Consider the following 12,229-nt stretch of genomic DNA (forward strand, 5'->3'; position numbering starts at 1 on the left):
CGCGACCACCGACGCGACGGGAGGCGCGGTGCCGGCTGGCACCGCGCCTCCCGTCCGTCCCGCGGTCTGTCCCCACAACGCGAGCCGGTCGTCCGGCTGGCGCAGCTGACGGGCCGGGCACAGCCACGCACGCCAGACTCGATCCATGAGCAGCACGGCGGACGAGGGTCCCGCGTCCCTCGTGTCCGTCGCCGGGACGGACACCGACACCGCGGTCGCCGACCTCGCCGGCATGTACGCCGGCCGTGCCTGGCACTCCGGCCGCACCGACGGCGACTACTGGTACCGCTACGTCGGGATCGGCGACGAGCGCATGAGCGTCCGACGGTCGCAGATGCACGGGTCCCTCCGCGGGGACGTCGCCGTCCAGGGCGAGGTCGTCGTGCAGTGGATCGACGCCGGCACCGCCACCGTGGACGTCGGCGGTGACGCCGTCCAGATGCAACCGGGTGTCCCGACGTTGTTCCCGATCGAGCGCCGGTTCGACGTCGAGTACCGCGACTGGGACCAGCGACTCGTGCACCTCGACCGCGACCTCGTGCTCGACGTCGCGTCCGAGCGGTACCTCGTCGACGACACCGTCGACTTCGACCGCTCCACACCGCCGACGGCCGCGGCGATCACCCGGTGGCGCGGAGCGGTCGCCTCGTCGGTGCAAGCACTCCGCAACTCGGGGAGCGGTTCGCTGGCCTGGCACGAGTCGCAGCGCGCGGTGACGTCGGCGCTGCTCGACCTCTACCGGTTCCGTGCCGAGGCGGTCCCGCCGGGGTGGGGCGAGCACCGCAACGCGCGCATCCGAGCCGCCGTCGAGTACCTGCACGCCCACGCGCACGAGCCCCTCACCGTGTCGGACGTCGCCCGGGTCGCCGACCTCAGCGTCCGCGGGCTGCAGGAGGCGTTCCAGCGCACGCTCGACCGGTCGCCGATGCAGTACCTGCGCGAGGTCCGCCTCCGTCGCGCCCACGAGGACCTCCTCGCCGCCCACCTCGGTCAGGTCTCCGTCGCGGACGTCGCTGCGCGGTGGGGCTTCACGCACATGGGCCGGTTCTCGGGCGAGTACCTGCGGCGGTTCGGGGAGTACCCGAAGCAGACGCTCCGCCGCTAACCGACCTCGTCGCCGGACGGCAACGCCGTGCACCAGTCCACGGACCCGGCGTCGACGCTCGCCTCGAGCGCGCCGGAGGACGCGTCGACGATGCTCACGAGCACGCCGCCGGCCGACTTCGTCGCCACGGCGACGAACTGCCCGTTCGGGGACGGGCAGACGGCCGTGACGCTCGCGTCGTCGGGGACGGAGACGGGCAGCCTGGAGGCGCGGCTCCCCTCCACGCGCACGATGCGTTGGGCGAGTGTCCCGTCGGCACGCACGTCGCCCACCACCCGCAGGTAGCCGTCGTCGGTGAGCGGGGCGATCCGGCCGAGGTACGCCGCGTCGGTGCTGCCGGCCGGTGCCCGCAGCGCGGTGCGCTTCCCGTCCGTCAGGTCGAGGCGGACGATCCCCGTGCCGGTCTCGACCACCGCCGTGGTGCCGGTGCCGACGAAGCCGTGCAGGTACGTGGCGCTCCCCAGCCGGACGGGGTCGGTCCGCCCGCTCATGTCGACGAGCACGAGGTCGTCGCTGCCGGTGCGGACGAGGGCGCTCTCCGTGCGGGGCACGTAGGCCCACTGCCCGACGCTCATCGGGACCGCCCCCGTCCTCGGCTTCCCGCTCGCGTCGATCGCGGTCGGCAGGTGAGTGCCGGTCATGTCGACGACGTAGAGCCCGACGTTGCGCGACTGGCCGGTGGACGTGTCGGCGTACTCGAAGCCGAACGAGGCGCCGTCGTCGGCGGCGTGCAGGGCCGTGACGCGTCCCTCGGCGGTCGGGAGCGTCAGGTGCTCGACCGGGAGGTCCTCGTCCTGCACCCCGCCGGCGAGCGGCACGATGTCGACCGACGACCCGGCGTCCGTGCCGCTCACCACGACGAGCGACCGGCCGAGGCGGACGTACTCCGAGATGCCGGTCCCCTCGTACACGGTGGTCGCTCCCCCGGCGTCGAGGGACCGGCGGACGATGCGGTCCTCGCTCCCGGCGGCACCCGGGACCAGCGCGAGCACGTCGGTGCTGCCCGTGCGGATCGACGTGCGGAGGTCGGCGGTCGCGCGCTGCCCCGGCGCCCGGACGCCCGCGACCGAGATCTCGTACGAGCGGTCGTAGGCCAGGGGTCCGGTGAACTCGACCGCGATGGTGTTGCCGCTCGACGTCACGGTGTGGGCCGCTGCCGGACTGACCCGGACGTCCTGCGACGACACGCGCTCGATCGCCTGGTTCGCGGTGAGGATCACGCGCTGTGCCGGTCGGGACACCAGGCCGGAGGCGTCGTACGACACGTCGCGCAGCCGTGGGCCCTGCTGCGACCCGACGACCGCCGCGGCGCTGCCGACGACGACGAACACCAGGACGGTCGCGGCGAGGCGACGGCGGAAGCGGTTCCGGGGGCGTTCACGCAGCTCAGTACTCATACGGGTCCTCGGGCTGCTCGACGCCCCGCACCGTGGCGGCGCGGATGACGATGCGGGCGTCCGCCGACTGGTCCGGGTTGGCGGCGAGCGCTCCGCGGACCCGGACCCACGCACCCTGGCTCGGGACCGTCCCGTCGGTGTCGACCCCGATCCCGACGGGTTGGGCGTCCACCGCGCAACAGCTGATCACGAACCGGGTGAGGGTGAAGGACCCGTCGGCGCCCGGGACGACGAAGCCCGTCAGGTCGACCCGTTTGCCGACGAGCGACGTGGTGTCGGTCGTCTGCCGGATGAGGGCGGCCCAGTCCTTGACGCCGTACTCGGAGGTGTCGACCGAGGTACTGCCGAGCAGGGACACCGCGGCCTGGGACCCGGTGGCGTTCGACAGGGTCGCCGAGTCGACGCTCCGCTGCTGCGCGGTGCGGGCGGACAGCGTCGTCGGGGGCAGGACCAGCATGGCGGCGGTGACCCCGACGGTGACGAGGGCGGCCACGCCGCTGAGGACGATCCGTGTGCGGCGAGCCGCGCCTCCTGGGCGGTGGTCGTGCCCCTCGTCGTGACCGTGACGGTGTCCGCGCGCGGTCACCACCAGGCCAGCGATCGACGCGGGCACCGCGACGGCCGCGAGCACGACCGTGAAGACCGAGTAGCGCGGGTTGATGTACAGGTCGAGGTGCCCGGCGAGGGCGAGCCACAGGGTGCACAGCGCCACCGCGAGCACGGACCCGAGGCCGAGGGACGACGACAGGCGGGACTCAGACGAGGACATTCATCACCAACCCGACGGTCGCGGCGAACAGGACGCAGACGACGGCGAGCAGCACCAGGAAGCGCGCACGGAACGTCGTCCGGAGGAGGGCGATCATCTTCACGTCGATGATCGGCCCGATGATGAGGAACGCGGTGATCGACCCGGGGAGGAACGTCGACGCGAACGACAGCGCGAAGAAGGCGTCGACGTTCGAGCACAGGGAGACCGTCATCGCGAGGAGCATCATCGCCGCGACGGAGAGCACCGGGTTCGCGCCGATCGACACGAGCGTGGACCGGGGCACGGCGACCTGGATCGCTGCGGCGAGCCCGGCGCCGACGAACAGCGCGGGCATCATCGTCGCGGTCTCGCCGCCGAACTGCGCGGCGCTGTCCCGCCAGCGGTTCCGGGACCGAGGCGCACCGACGGCCGCTCGGCAGCGGGCCTCGAACGCGGGCAGCAGCAGCTCGGTCGGACGACGGTGCGCGGCGACGATCCAGCCGACGAGGTTCGCGATGACGAAGCCGCCGACGATGCGCACGGGCAGGATCCAGCCGGACCACCCGAACGCCTGGGCGGTGCTGATGATCACGAGCGGGTTGAGGATCGGGGCGGCGACGAGGAAGGTGACGGCCTCGGCGGGTGTGAAGCCGCGCATCATGAGGCCGCGGGCGAGTGGCACGTTCCCGCACTCGCACACCGGGAAGAGCATGCCGATCAGGGAGATCACGGCCCGGCGCGGGATCGGGCGCTGCGGTAGTACCTTCTCGAGCGCGCCGACGGGGACCCACACCTCGACGACGATGGACAGCAGGATGCCGAGCACCACGAACGGCAGGGACTCGACGACGACGCTGATCGCGAGCGTGAGGAAGTCCTGCACGACGTCGGGCAGACCCGCGGTGCCGACGGCCGGCGAGAGCAGGCGGATGCCGAGCAGCACGGCGACGGCGAGCAGCACCAGCCCGGGGCCGGTGAGGCTCCGGGAGCGGGACGCGGCGGTGGGGCGCTGCTGCGGCGGCGTGGTCGTCGTCACCGGGCAAGGATAAGCCGCTCGCGCGCTCCTACGGTCAGCGCCGCGCGAGCCCGTCGAGGTGCCGGTCGAGCACGTCGATCGCCCAGTCGCCCGACTCCCCCGGGGCGAGCCGCACGAGGTGCATCGCGAGCCCGTCGATCAGCGCGTGCAGCCGACGGACCTCGTACTCGCGGTCGGCCGCCGGGACGCCCACGAGCTCGAGCACCTCCTCGCTCCACTCCCGCATCTCGACCACGACCAGGTCGAGCGCCGGCCGCAGTTCGGCGTCCGTGAGGGCCGCGTTCGCGAGCGCCAGGTACACCTCGAGCTCGATGACCCGCTCGTCGTCGAGGGGCAGCAGCTCGAGCAGGAGGTGGTGCGCGCGCTCGCGGGTCGGCAGCCCCTCGGGGATCGCGGCGATCCGTTCCCGGGTGCGGTCGAACACGAGCGTGATGGTGTGCTCGCGCAGGCTCGACTGCGTCGGGAAGACGTAGCGGACGGTGCTCGGCGGCAGGCCGGCCTCGGCCGCGACGTTCCGCACGCTCAGCGCGCCGAGGCCGTCACGTGCGAGGACCCGCCACGCCGCCTCGGACACGGAGCGACGTCGTTCCTCGATGTCGATGCTCCTGGCCACGGGCCAATACTCGCACAGTCGTACGAGTTCGTGCTACCGTGGAGTTCGTTGTCGCACAGTCGTGCGACTTGCGGAACGAGATCGAAGGGAGACCGTCATGGCGTGGACAGTCCTCGTCCTGTCGGGCGTGCTCGAGGCAGTGTGGGCCACTGCACTGAGCGCATCGAACGGCTTCAAGAAGGTCGTACCGACGATCGTGTTCGTCGTCGGCATGGCACTCAGCATGGTGGGCCTGGCGTTCGCCATGAAGGAGATCCCGGTCGGCACCGCCTACGCGGTCTGGGTCGGCATCGGCGCATCGCTCACCGTGATCGTCGCGATCCTCCGCAGGCAGGAGGCCGCGTCCGTCGCCCGGGTCGCCCTCGTGCTCGGGCTCGTCGCCTGCGTCGTCGGCCTGAAGGTGGTGAGCTGAGGTGCCGTGGATCGTCCTGTTCGTCAGCGCCGCGCTCGAGACCGTGTGGGCCACCGCCCTCGGTGCGAGCGACGGCTTCACCGAGCCCCGTCCGACGATCGTCTTCGCGATCACCATCGTGGTGAGCCTCGGGGCCTTCGGGTACGTGCTCAAGCACATCCCGATCAGCACCGCCTACGCGGTGTGGACGGGGACCGGAGCGGCCCTCACGGTCCTCTGGGGCATGGCCACCGGCGCGGAGCCCGTGACGGCGCTCCGCCTGCTGCTCATCGCCGGGATCGTCGGCTGCGTCGTCGGCCTGAAGCTCGTCCCGGCCCGCCCGGCCCACGCCGCTACCAACCCGCGAGACTCGGCCCCGCGGACACTTCCGCGCGAGGAACGCGCGAGTTCTGTCCGGTAGCCCGAGACTCGCGACGGCGAGGTGGGTGGCGACCCGAGACGGACTGGAGGCGCGGTGCCAGCTGGCACCGCGCCTCCAGGCCATCAAGCGGTCACGCGATCAGACGGACGCACCCGTCCACTCGTCCTCGGCGGCGACGTGGTCGCTGCCCAGGGTGCCGGCGGCCATCGCCGCGGCCACGCGGTCGGCGTGCGACGGCGGGTTCGAGGGGACACCTTCCGGGCGGCCCTCCTCGTTGATCTTCCGCAGCTCGGGGACGATGTCCTCGGCCAGGATGTCGATCTGCTCGAGCACCGTCTTGAGCGGCAGCCCGGCGTGGTCGACGAGGAACAGCTGGCGCTGGTAGTGCCCCACGTGGTCCTTCATGGCGGCGTACCGGTCGATCACCTGCTGCGGCGAACCGACCGTGAGCGGGGTCTGCTCGGTGAAGTCCTCCATCGAGGGGCCGTGCCCGTAGACCGGGGCGTTGTCGAAGTACGGGCGGAACTCGTCGATCGCGTCCTGCGAGTTCTTCCGCGCGAAGAACTGGCCACCGAGCCCCACGATCGCCTGGTCGGCGCGGCCGTGCCCGTAGTGCTCGAAGCGCTGGCGGTACAGACCCACCATCTGCTCGGTGTGCTGGATCGGCCAGAAGATGTTGTTGTGGAGGAATCCGTCGCCGTAGTAGGCGGCCTGCTCCGCGATCTCCGGCGTACGGATCGACCCGTGCCACACGAAGGGCGCGACGCCGTCGAGCGGACGCGGGGTGGACGTGAAGCCCTGCAGCGGCGTGCGGAACTTGCCCTGCCAGTTGACGACGTCGTTCTCCCAGAGCTGGCGGACGAGCGCGTAGTTCTCGATCGCGAGGTTGACGCCCTGGCGGATGTCCTGCCCGAACCACGGGTAGACCGGCCCGGTGTTGCCGCGGCCCATCATGAGGTCCATGCGGCCGTCGGAGATGACCTGGAGCATCGCGTACTCCTCGGCGATGCGCACCGGGTCGTTCGTGGTGATGAGGGTCGTCGACGTCGAGAGCGTGATGTGCTTCGTGCGTCCCGCGAGGTAGCCGAGCATCGTCGTCGGGCTCGACGCGACGAACGGCGGGTTGTGGTGCTCACCGGTCGCGAAGACGTCGAGTCCGGCCTGGTCGGCGTGCTCGGCGATCGTCAGGATGTCGCGGACCCGCTGGGTGTCGTCGGGGGTCCTGCCGGTGACCGGGTCGGTCGTGACGTCACTGACCGTGAAGATGCCGAACTGCATGATGCGCCGCCTTCCGCGGAGTCCCTCCGCCTGCGATTTCGATGCGTTTGCATCGACTTGCTCGGTACAACGTAGCGCAGGCCCAGGCATTCCCGCCAGCGGCGACTACGCGGCGTCGTCGTCCAGCACGCGGTTCCGCAGCACCTTCGACTCCCGCCACAGCATGTACGCGCCGGTCCACACGAACATGATCGCCACCAGCGCCAGGCAGGGGAAGAGGAAGACGAAGTCGAGCGTCGTCCCGATCGGCGGGGCGCCGGGCATCGCCGACCGGAGCGCCGGGAACGACAGCAGCGTGGCGCTCAGCCAGATCACGTTCGCGAACTCGAGCTTCCGCCGGAGGATCGCGCTGCCGATCGTCACGACGGCCATCAGCGTCGTGAAGAGGATCGCCATGATGTAGAACGACACGATCACGACGCTCAGGGTGTCCCGGTGCCCGTCGATCTGCATCGGGACGAGGGTGCGGTCGCTCTGCACCTCGGCGGCGCTCCGCTCGGCGTTCATCACCCACGGCCGGGCGGAGTTCGACATGTCGACCTCGAACGGCACGGCGTCCCCGGAGTCGTCGTCCTGCACGCTCAGCTGGAAGTTCGCGAACGGCTGGTCGAACGGGTACGAGGTGTCGCCCCGGTCGAGCGTCAGCGTCAACGAGGTCGCGTCCACCACCGACTGCCCCGGGAACGTCACGACGCTCGTCGTCACCCCGCCGCTCGAGACCTCGATGCGGAGCGGCTGCGAGATCTCGCCGGCCTTCTCGCCCTCGAACGAGCCGTGCGGGATCGGCAGGACGTTCGCCTGCATCACCCGGTTCGAGAGATCGACGTCCTGCACGCTCATCCGCAGCGTCATGTAGTCGCCGGACTGACTGTTCGACCCGCTCACCGGGACGGCGGTCGTCGTCTTGAGCGCTCCGGAGAGGCCGATCACGACGTAGTAGACGGCCAGGAGGACCACCGCCACGAGCAGGATGACCGGCGCGGGGTTCCTGCGGGTGCGCTTCGCGGTCGGGGTACCTGGTGCGCCGGGTGCGTCGGTCGGGGCGTCGGTCGTGTGGGTCATCGGTTGCTCCCGGACGGTGGGTCGGTGGTGGGTCGGCTCGGGTCGGTGGCGGGGCCGCTCGGACCGGTCGGTGCGGCGGTCGGACCGCTCGGTGCGGCGGTCGGACCGCTCGGTGCGGCGGTCGGACTGGAGGCGCGGTTCCCGTCCGACGGACCGGCCCCGGTCGGCGAGGCGGTCGCCGCTGCGGCGGGGCCGCTCGTCGCCCGCCGACCGACGACGGTCGCGGCGAGCGCGAAGAGCAGCATCGCGAGGAGCGGCACCATCGCGCCGGGGAACTCCGTGGCGTTGAAGGTCGTGATCTGGTCGGCCAGCTGCGACGCCTCGGTCTCGCCCTTCGCGACGGCCGTGGTCACCGTCATCGCGTTGGACTGCGACGCCCGGTTCGACGCGAGCGAGATCTGCTGGACGGCGGTGTCCGGCGCGTTCACCGGGTCGGCGTACACCCGGACGTCGACGTCCGCCTGCTGCCCGGGGTCGAGCGGGATCATGCACGAGAACGAGCTCGTGGCGACGGTGCAGTCGAGCGGGGAGTCGTCGACCTCGACGTTCACGTTCCGGTAGACCATGCCGGTCGTGATCCGGGCCTCGAACGTGATCGCGACGGTCGCCCCGGAGGCGTTCGGGCCGAGCGTGCCCCGCATGTCGGCCGCGGTGCCGGGCACGATGCGCTGCGTGCCGAAGCGGAGGTCCATCGCGAGGGGACCGTCGTCCGTGCCGCCGCTGCCCGCGCCAGCACCGCCGCTGCCGCCCCCGCTGCCGTTGCCGTTGCCGTTGCCGGCGCTCTCCCCCGGCGCGGGCGGTGCGGTCGAGGGCGGCGACGACGGACCGGTGCTGCCGCCCGTGTCTCCCGACCCGACCCCCTGGCCGGCGCCGGAACCGCTCCCGGCTCCCGTGCTCGGGCTGCCGGGCGTGCTCGGCGCGGTCGGCGCGGTCCCGCCACCGGCGCCGCCGGGACCGCCCGTGGAACCGCCGCCGGCGCCGGGGAGGCCACCCGCGCCTCCTGGAGGGGCCGGTGTCGCGACCGTCACCGTGAAGGCGGTCGACGCGCGCGCGGACTCGACGCCCCCGTACGTCTGGGTCGCCGTCAGCGCGACCGCACCGAGGGCGAATGCGCGCTCCGGCGTGCAGGCGAAGGAGGTGCCACGAGTCGCGGTGGCCGTGCAGACCACGGTCCCGCCCTGCCGGACGGTCACGACGGCGTTCGGGATCACGCCGCGGCCACGGACCTCGGGTGTGCGGTCCGTCGTCGACGTGCGGTTGCCCGGAGCGGTGATCACCGGCGCTCCGGGAGCGATCGTGCGGACGGTGCTGCCGGACTCGACCGGTGAGACGGCCGCGGTGGTGGAGGACGCCCGGGCCGTGATGGTGAACGCCGATGCGGGGACGGTCCCGGACCGGGCGGCGACCGTCAGCCGGAGGACGTGCCGGTCGCCGGGAGCGATCGTGCCGAGGTCGACCCCGGCGGCGAGGCCGGCGCAGTCGATCGTGGCGCCGTCGAGCTCGCACACGGGGACCTGCAGGCCGCCGGTGTCGGCGGTGAGGAGGACGCCTCTCGCCTCGCCCTCGCCGGTGTTGGCCAGTGTGACCGTCCGGATCGCCGGGAAGCCCGCGTAGAGCTGCGTCGCACCGGCCTGGGTCACGCTGAGGCCGGCCGGCGCCAGGACCGTGAACGTGCTCGTCGCCGCCGGGGAGACCTGCCCGAAGCGGTCCGTCTGCGTCGCGCTGACGGTGTGCTGTCCGACCGCGAGCGGCTCGGTCGGCGTGCACGACCAGTCCGGGGTCGTCGCCGGGTCGACCGTGCACAGCGGCTCGCCGTCGATCGTGGCCGTGAGGGTCGTTCCCGTCGTGTCCGCCGCACCGGCCACCTTCGTGCCGGTGATCGTCGGCTGCGTCGCGATCGACTCGTCGCCCGCGGGCGGGCCGGTGATGGTGGGGGCAGCGGGGGCCGGGGGCGCGACGACCGTGATCGAGTAGGGCGCGGCGGCCTCGAACGGGCTGATCTCGGACGAACCGGCGACGGTCCCGAGCGGCGAAGCCGGATCGATCGTCATCGTGATGGCGACCTGGTTGCCGGTCCCCCACGTGCTGGCGCCGCACGCCGCCTGCGTCCCGCCGTTCGTGGGCACGCAGGTGAACTGTCCGAGCCCGGGTGCGGGGACCGACTGCGCAGCCGTGATCGTCGTGTTGGGCGGCGCGGTGATCGTCCAGGTCCCGGTGCCGGCGGCCTGGTTCTGCACGACGGCCTGCACGGAGCTCCCGGGGACGCCGGTCGGTGGGGCGCCGACCTGGGTCATGGCGGATGCGGAGGTCGCGGGGACGAGCACCCCGGTGGCGACGAGGAGCGCCCCGAGGGCAGCGGCGACGGTGCCACGGACCCGACGTGCCCGCGTCGGGGTGTGCTCCACCCGCATGTGTTCCCCGTCCACGACGGCTCCCGAGGCCGGCGTGTGGACGACGCTAGTCGGACAAGGGCCGTCCGGTCCGGAGGCGTTACAGGCCTGTAACCCTTACGGATGCGATGGCTACCGGCCGGGGAGCGCCTCGGAGTCCGTACGTGCCGCGTGGTGCATGCCGTCGGCGATCCACACGATCGTCACGACGGCCAGCACGCTCGCGCTCGACGCCATCCGGCCCGCGACGAGGATCGCACCGTGGTCGTGTGCCCCGCCCGAGATGCCGTACACGAGCGCCGCGACACCGACCAGGAACGTCACCCCGGTGGCGACGAGGAGGACCCAGGTCACCAACCGACGCGGACCACGGTGTCCGTCGCGGTCGCCGCGCGCGCCACGGTCGACCCGTGGTCCGAACGCCCGGACGGCCCCGACCCAGAAGAGCGCGATCGCGCACGCGCCGATGATGTCGCTGACCCGGTGCCAGCCGTAGACCACGGTCTGGTTCGCGACGAAGACCGCGTAGGCGGCGCCGACGATCACGACGAGCGGGCGGAACCGACGCGGCGTGACCATGAGCACGGCGAACAGGGCGGCGAGGGCGATCGTGGCGTGACCGGACGGGAACGAGTTCGGCGTGGTCGACTGGGCGATCTCCGGGCGCTCGGCGATACGCTTGACGAGCGTCGAGGTGGCCGCCGAAGCGAGCACGACGACACCGGCTCCGAGCCCCACTGCGAGCCGGCGCCGAGCGAGCGCGACGGCGGCGATCACGACCACGAGCAACAGGATCACCGGTACCGAGATGACGTTCAGGGCAGTGTCCGACGAGAACAGGTCGGATTCCCGGACCCCGCCGAGTGCGGCGTCCTCGACCCGCTGCCCCACCGGCGTCAGCACCGCCACCGCGTAGACGAGAGGCACGATCACGAACCCCAGAGCCGACAACAGTCCCCACCGCAACCGCCGTGAGACGCTCGGTCCACGCGACTCGGGTGCGCTGCGTTCGGGCGTTCGGGTCACCGGGCTGGTCCTCCTCGGGGTGCTGGTCGTCGGTGTCGTCGCACGCCTGTTCACGCGCGTGCGATTCGGACGGTCGGGGTCCGACACGATACCGTTGGGACGCCGGTCGGAGCCTGGGAACCGCGGGACAGCGACCTTCGGATCCGGCAACGCACCGACCGGCCGCGCGCGGGCGAACGCACCGGCGCGCATCGCCGGACCGACGTACACGGCGTCGGCTGCGTACGAGGAGGAAACCGAAGTGGCCATCAAGGAACCGAGCATCACCGCTTCCCCGAACCGCGGTCTCGCGCTCACCGTGGGCGCGCTGCTCCTCATCTGGGGCATCCTCGGGTTCTTCTTCGCCGCCGACGGCGACCCCGGCTTCTTCAGCCGCAAGGGCGGCATGCTCTGGAACGCGTTCGGCGTCAACCCGCCGCTGGCACTGCTGTGGGTCCTGCTCGCGGCCGTGCTGCTCATCGTCGGGCTCGGCAACACGATCGGGTCGCGGAACGCGAACGTCCTCGTGGGCGCCGTCCTCGTCGTGCTCGCGGTCTACGGCTTCGTGTTCGTGAACACCTCGGCGAACGTGTTCGCGCTCAACACGACCGACAACGTCTTCCACGCGATCGTCGGTGTCATCCTGCTCCTCACGGCGTTCGGCGCCGACAAGGAGAACCTCCGCGCGCTCCGTGCGGACACCGCTCGCGCCTGATCCCGCGCATCCCCGACGCCCCGCCCGCCCTTCGTGGCCGGCGGGGCGTCGTGCGTCCGGGCCGTCGCACGCCCGGGCGTGCGACGGCGCGGGCCGTCGCACGC

At 72.2% G+C, this 12,229-nt stretch carries 12 protein-coding genes; 4 read left to right on the forward strand and 8 right to left on the reverse strand.

The annotated features are described in order from the left end of the window. Positions 1-145 precede the first annotated feature (145 nt). Complete coding sequence (locus JSX79_RS09335) at positions 146-1,105, forward strand: AraC family transcriptional regulator (RefSeq protein ID WP_229085914.1); 960 nt, start codon at positions 146-148, stop codon at positions 1,103-1,105. Here JSX79_RS09335 and JSX79_RS09340 read toward each other — a convergent pair. From JSX79_RS09340 to JSX79_RS09355, 4 genes are read right to left on the reverse strand one after another with little or no spacing between them, the layout of a single operon-like run. Then, positions 1,102-2,502, reverse strand: a complete 1,401-nt coding sequence (locus tag JSX79_RS09340) for a lactonase family protein (RefSeq protein ID WP_229085915.1) — start codon at positions 2,500-2,502, stop codon at positions 1,102-1,104. The genes JSX79_RS09335 and JSX79_RS09340 overlap by 4 nt on opposite strands. Beyond that, entirely contained in the window at positions 2,492-3,271 is a 780-nt protein-coding gene (locus JSX79_RS09345; RefSeq protein ID WP_229085916.1) for a TIGR03943 family protein, read from the reverse strand. The genes JSX79_RS09340 and JSX79_RS09345 overlap by 11 nt, the downstream gene beginning before the upstream one ends. Beyond that, positions 3,258-4,289 (reverse strand): permease, encoded by a 1,032-nt coding sequence (locus JSX79_RS09350; protein ID WP_071303407.1) that lies wholly within the window; start codon positions 4,287-4,289, stop codon positions 3,258-3,260. Before JSX79_RS09350 ends, JSX79_RS09345 begins: the two co-directional genes overlap by 14 nt. A 34-nt stretch (positions 4,290-4,323) precedes the next feature. After that, the gene (locus JSX79_RS09355; protein WP_229085917.1) at positions 4,324-4,902 is read right to left on the reverse strand and encodes a TetR/AcrR family transcriptional regulator; all 579 of its coding nucleotides are present in this window, start codon (positions 4,900-4,902) and stop codon (positions 4,324-4,326) included. A 97-nt stretch (positions 4,903-4,999) separates the two neighbouring features. On the opposite strand from JSX79_RS09355, the gene JSX79_RS09360 reads away from it, so the two are divergent. Together JSX79_RS09360 and JSX79_RS09365 are read left to right on the forward strand one after the other, a co-directional pair. Further along, positions 5,000-5,314: a multidrug efflux SMR transporter gene (locus JSX79_RS09360; protein WP_071303405.1), complete on the forward strand. Its 315-nt coding sequence runs from the start codon at positions 5,000-5,002 to the stop codon at positions 5,312-5,314. Between the two features lies 1 nt (position 5,315). Continuing rightward, positions 5,316-5,714, forward strand: a complete 399-nt coding sequence (locus tag JSX79_RS09365) for a multidrug efflux SMR transporter (protein WP_229085918.1) — start codon at positions 5,316-5,318, stop codon at positions 5,712-5,714. A gap of 99 nt (positions 5,715-5,813) precedes the next feature. On the opposite strand, the gene JSX79_RS09370 is transcribed toward JSX79_RS09365, so the two are convergent. From JSX79_RS09370 to JSX79_RS09385, 4 genes are all read right to left on the reverse strand, one after another. After that, positions 5,814-6,953 (reverse strand): LLM class flavin-dependent oxidoreductase, encoded by a 1,140-nt coding sequence (locus JSX79_RS09370; RefSeq protein ID WP_070417138.1) that lies wholly within the window; start codon positions 6,951-6,953, stop codon positions 5,814-5,816. Between the two features lie 105 nt (positions 6,954-7,058). Further along, positions 7,059-8,015, reverse strand: a complete 957-nt coding sequence (locus tag JSX79_RS09375) for a DUF4436 family protein (RefSeq protein WP_071303403.1) — start codon at positions 8,013-8,015, stop codon at positions 7,059-7,061. After that, on the reverse strand, positions 8,012-10,441 hold the full coding sequence (locus JSX79_RS09380; protein WP_229085919.1) for an Ig-like domain-containing protein: 2,430 nt from the start codon (positions 10,439-10,441) through the stop codon (positions 8,012-8,014). Before JSX79_RS09380 ends, JSX79_RS09375 begins: the two co-directional genes overlap by 4 nt. 96 nt (positions 10,442-10,537) lie before the next feature. After that, a complete protein-coding gene (locus tag JSX79_RS09385; protein ID WP_071295521.1) occupies positions 10,538-11,338 on the reverse strand; it encodes a phosphatase PAP2 family protein in 801 nt (266 codons plus the stop codon). Positions 11,339-11,672: 334 nt separating this feature from the next. Here JSX79_RS09385 and JSX79_RS09390 point away from each other — a divergent pair, with 334 nt between their 5' ends. Beyond that, complete coding sequence (locus tag JSX79_RS09390) at positions 11,673-12,125, forward strand: DUF4383 domain-containing protein (RefSeq protein WP_175473751.1); 453 nt, start codon at positions 11,673-11,675, stop codon at positions 12,123-12,125. Positions 12,126-12,229 lie beyond the last annotated feature (104 nt).

The organism is Curtobacterium sp. GD1 (assembly GCF_020882855.1).
Classification (GTDB): Bacteria; Actinomycetota; Actinomycetes; order Actinomycetales; family Microbacteriaceae; genus Curtobacterium.

Excerpts from the sequence above, each read along its gene's own strand:
- JSX79_RS09335 (WP_229085914.1), top strand. The coding sequence starts at position 146 with ATGAGCAGCACGGCGGACGAGGGTCCCGCGTCCCTCGTGTCCGTCGCC.
- JSX79_RS09340 (WP_229085915.1), bottom strand. The coding sequence starts at position 2,502 with ATGAGTACTGAGCTGCGTGAACGCCCCCGGAACCGCTTCCGCCGTCGC.
- JSX79_RS09345 (WP_229085916.1), bottom strand. The coding sequence starts at position 3,271 with ATGTCCTCGTCTGAGTCCCGCCTGTCGTCGTCCCTCGGCCTCGGGTCC.
- JSX79_RS09360 (WP_071303405.1), top strand. The coding sequence starts at position 5,000 with ATGGCGTGGACAGTCCTCGTCCTGTCGGGCGTGCTCGAGGCAGTGTGG.
- JSX79_RS09370 (WP_070417138.1), bottom strand. The coding sequence starts at position 6,953 with ATGCAGTTCGGCATCTTCACGGTCAGTGACGTCACGACCGACCCGGTC.
- JSX79_RS09375 (WP_071303403.1), bottom strand. The coding sequence starts at position 8,015 with ATGACCCACACGACCGACGCCCCGACCGACGCACCCGGCGCACCAGGT.